We start from the raw sequence: 4,706 nt of genomic DNA, 5'->3' as shown, positions 1-4,706 counted from the left end.
CCGTCGATCAGGGAGCGTTCGCGGCCCCGGCGTCGCCACGCGGACAGCGCCGGCAGCACCGCGCCGAACGGCTGGTCCCGGGCCACGTCCAGCTCGGTGAGCAGGCCGTCCAGGTCCTCCGCCTCGACCGCCGCCCAGAACCGGCGTTCCACCTCGGTGTCGACGTCGGCGGGCGCGGTCAGCCAGGCCGGCGGCTGCGGCCAGTAGCGCTGCCGGTCGAAGACGTGGGTGGGCAGGTCGGCCGGTTGCGGGTCGGCGTCGGCGTAGAGCGCGGGCCAGTCTACGGAGACGCCGTGGACGTGCAGCCCGGCCACGGCGCGCAGCAGGGTGTGCGGCTCCGGCCGGTCCCGGCGCAGCGTGGGCAGCACCGGCACGTCGCCGGGCAGCACGCCGCGGGCCAGCGCGGTGAGCACCCCGTCCGGGCCCACCTCGAGGTACGCGGTGCAGCCGTGCGCCCGCAGCGCGGTGAGCGCGTCGGCGAAGCGGACGGTGTCGCGGGCGTGCCGGACCCAGTAGCCGGGCGCGCCGACGGCGGCCACGTCGACGGGCGCGCCGGTGACGGTGGAGATCAGCGGCACGGTCGGGGCGTGGTGCGGCAGCCGGGCGGCGACCTCGGCCAGCTCGTCGAGCACCGGTTCCATGAGCGGGCTGTGGAACGCGTGGCTGACGGCGAGCCGGCGGGTGCGTACCCCCCGGTCGGTCCACTCGGCGGCGACCCGCGCGACGGCGTCGGCGGGCCCGGCGACCACCACGGCCGTCGGGCCGTTGACGGCGGCGACGGTGACCCCGTCGCCGAGCGTGGGACGCACGTCGTCCTCGCTCGCGGCGACCGCGAGCATCGCCCCGCCGTCGGGCAGCGCCTGCATGAGCCGGCCCCGGGTGGCGACCAGTTCGGCGGCGTCGGCGAGGGTGAGGACCCCGGCGGCGTGGGCGGCGGCGAACTCCCCGATGGAGTGCCCGGCGACCGCGTCCGGGCGCAGGCCCCAGGCGGTGAGCAGCCGGTACAGCGCCACCTCGACGGCGAACAGGGCCGGCTGGGTGAACTCGGTGCGGTCCAGCAGCGCCGCCTCGTCGGTGCCGGGGTCGGCGTCGAGCAGCGGGCGCAACGGCCGGGACAGGTACGGGTCCAGCGCGGCGCACGCCTGCGCCAGCGCGTCGGCGTAGACCGGGTACGCGGCGGCCAGCTCCCGACCCATGCCGGGCCGTTGCGCGCCCTGCCCGGAGAAGAGGTACGCGACCCGGGGTCGGGCGGTCACCGCGCCGGTCACCAGGGCCGGCGAGTCGGTGCCGGTGGCGAGCGCGCGGAGCCCGGCGCGCAGCGACCGGCGGTCGGTGGCGAGCACGACCGCGCGGTGTTCCAGGGCGGCCCGGGACACGGCGGCGGACCAGCCGACGTCGACCAGCGGGGGCGCCGCCGGCCCGGCGAGCCGGTCGGCCCACGGCTCGGCCTGGGCGGCCAGCGACCCGGCGGTACGGGCGGACAGCAGCACCGGCACCACCGGCAGGTCCACCGGTTCGCCGGTCGGCGCCGGCGGTTCGGGTGCCTGTTCGAGGATGGTGTGGGCGTTGGTGCCGCTGATGCCGAAGGAGGAGACGGCGGCGCGGCGCGGCCGGCCGGTCAGCGGCCAGGGCCGCCCCTCGGTGAGCAGGTCGACCGAGCCGGTGCTCCAGTCCACCTCGTCGCTGGGCGCGTCGACGTGCAGCGTCGGCGGCAGGTAGCCGTGGCGTAGCGCGAGGATCATCTTGATCACGCCGGCCACNGGCGGCGGCCTGGGTGTGGCCGATGTTCGACTTGATCGAGCCGAGCAGCAGCGGCTGGTCGTCCGGCCGTCCCTGCCCGTACGTGGCGAGCAGCGCCTGCGCCTCGATCGGGTCGCCGAGACGGGTGCCGGTGCCGTGCGCCTCGACCGCGTCCACGTCGCCCGCTTCGAGCCGGGCGTTGGCCAGGGCGGCCCGGATGACCCGCTGCTGGGCGGGCCCGTTGGGGGCGGTGAGTNTTGGACGCGCCGTCCTGGTTGACCGCGCTGCCCCGGATCACGGCGAGCACCGGGTGGCCGTTGCGGCGGGCGTCGCTGAGCCGCTCGACCAGCAGCACGCCGACGCCCTCGCCCCAACTGGTGCCGTCGGCGCCGGCGGCGAACGCCTTGACCCGGCTGTCCGGGGCGAGCCCGCGTTGCCGGCTGAAGCCGACGAACACGCCGGGGGTGGACATCACGGTGACGCCGGCGACCAGGGCGAGGGAGCACTCGGCGGCGCGCAGCGCCTGACCGGCCCAGTGCAACGCCACCAGCGACGAGGAGCAGGCGGTGTCCACGGACACGGCCGGCCCTTCCAACCCGAGCGTGTACGACACCCGGCCGGAGAGCACGCTGCCGGCGTTGCCGGTCATCAGGTGCCCCTCGGCGCCCTCGGCGGTGAGCATCAGGTTGCGGTAGTCCTGGTAGTTGGTGCCGACGAAGACACCGGTGGGAGTGCCGCGCAGCGTCTGCGGGTCGATGCCGGCCCGCTCGATCGCCTCCCACGAGNGCAGCCGCTGCTGCGGGTCCATGGCCAGCGCCTCGCGGGGGCTGATGCCGAAGAAGCCGGGGTCGAAGTCGGCGACGTCGGGCAGGAAGCCGCCCTGGCGGGCGTAGCTGGTGCCCTCGACGGCGGGGTCGGCGTCGAAGAGCCGGTCGAGGTCCCAGCCCCGGTCGGTGGGGAAGTCGCCGATGGCGTCGCCGCCGGCGGCGAGCAGTTGCCACAGCCGCTCCGGGTCGTCGGCGCCGCCGGGGAAGCGGCAGCTCATCGCCACCACGGCCAGCGGCTCGTCGGGGGTCGCCACGGCGGTCGGCCCGGTGACCACCGCGTCGGCGCCGGTGAGCAGTTCGTCGAGGTGACCGGCGAGGACCGCCGGGTTCGGATAGTCGAACGCGAGCGTGGCGGGCAGCCGCAGCTCGGTGGCGGTGGCGAGGAGGTTGCGCAGGTCGACCGCGGTGAGCGAGTCGAGGCCGAGGTCGCGGAACGGGCGGTTGACGCCGACGTCGTCGGCGGAGCCGTAGCCCAGCGCGGTGGCCGCGCAGCGGCGGACCAGGTCCCGCAGCGTCTCGGTGCGCTCGGCGGTGGTGCGGCCGGCGAGCTGCCGGGCCAGCGCCGACCCGGGCGCGTCGGCGGGTTCGGCCGGGGCGGGCGTCTGTGCGGGTCGCAGCGTCTCGCGGACCTCGGGCAGGTCACCGAGCAGCGGACTGGGCCGGACCAGCGCGAACGCGGGGGCGAAGCGGGCCCAGTCGACGTCAGCGATGACGGTGGTGGGTTCGTCGCCGCCCAGCGCCCGGGCCATCGCGGCGACGGCGAGTTCGGGGTCCATGGCGACCATGCCGCCGCGGCGCAGTCGCTGCTGGGCACGTTCGTTGTCGGCGGGCAGGCCGGCGCCGGCCCAGGCGCCCCAGGCGACGGAGAGCGCCGGGAGGCCGTCGGCGTGCCGGCGGTGTGCGAGCGCGTCGAGGTGGGCGTTGGCCGCCCCGTACGCGCCCTGACCGGCGTTGCCGGTGGTGCCGGCGACGGAGGAGAAGAGCACGAACGCGTCCAGCTCGTGGTCGCGGGTGAGCGCGTCGAGGTGGTCGGCGGCGGCGGCTTTGGGCGCGGCGACGGTGTGCAGGCGGGCCGGGGTGACGGTGTCCACGATGCCGTCGTCGAGCACGGCGGCGGTGTGCAGCACGGCCCGCAGCGGCGCGTCGTCGGGCAGGTCGGCGATCAGCGCGGCGAGCTGGTCGGGGTCGGTGACGTCGCAGCGGGCGACGGTGACGCGTACCCCGAGGTCGGTCAGCTCGGCGGCGAGGTCGCCGGCGCCGGGGGCGTCGGGGCCGCGGCGGCTGGCCAGCAGCACGTGCGCCGCGCCGGCGCGGGCGGCCCAGCGGGCCAGGTGCCCGCCGAGCCCGCCGGTGCCGCCGGTGATCAGCACGGTGTCGCGCAGCCGGACCTCGTCGGCGGCGAGGTCGGTGGCGCGGGTGAGCCGGCGGACGTGCACGCCGGTGTCGCGGACGGCGATCTGGTCCTCGCCGCCGTCCGCGCCGAGCACGGCGGCGAGCCGGGCGGCGGTGCCGGCGTCGAGGTGGTCGGGCAGGTCGACCAGGCCGCGCCAGCGGGCCGGGTGTTCCAGGGCGACGGCCCGGCCGAGGCCCCACACGGCGGCGGCGGCCGGGTCGGGAGCGGGGTCGGTGTCGCCGGTGGTGACGGCGCGGCGGGTGGCGCACCAGAGCGGCGCTTCCACGCCGAGCGCGCCGAGCGCCTGGACGAGGTGGGCGGTGCCGGTGACGCCGAGGGTGGTGGCCGGGTGGTCGGGGTGGGGCCGTCCGTCGAGGCCGAGCAGGGAGAGCACGGCGGCGGGTCCGCCGGTGGGCAGCGCGGCGCGCAGCCGGTCGGCGAGCGCGGCCGGGTCGTCCGCCGGGTCGAGGGGCACGGGTACGGGGTCCGCGCCGACGTTGCCGATCGCGGCGAGCACACCGGCGACGAGCGGGTCGTCGGCCAGGTCGACGGGTACGGGGACCAGCCAGGCGCCGCCGAGGCGGGTCAGCGGCAGGTCGGGCAGGCTGTTCCAGGTGACCCGGTAGTGCCAGCGGTCGGGGTCGGGTTCGTCGTCGCGTTCGGTGAGGAAGCGGGGCGGGGCGGGCCAGTACCGCTGGTGGTCGAAGGCGTAGGTGGGCAGGTCGACGGTGTCGGTCTCGGCGAGG

The 4,706-nt window shown here is 77.4% G+C and carries 1 pseudogene; it reads right to left on the bottom strand.

The window, feature by feature from the left end:
• Nucleotides 1-4,363: pseudogene (locus B1205_RS33255) on the bottom strand (type I polyketide synthase); the annotation flags it as partial.
• Nucleotides 4,364-4,706 lie beyond the last annotated feature (343 nt).

Source organism: Micromonospora sp. NBS 11-29 (assembly GCF_002140155.1).
GTDB lineage: Bacteria > Actinomycetota > Actinomycetes > Mycobacteriales > Micromonosporaceae > Micromonospora.
Note: the sequence above shows the minus strand (reverse complement) of the source record. Positions and strands in the feature narration are given on the sequence as shown.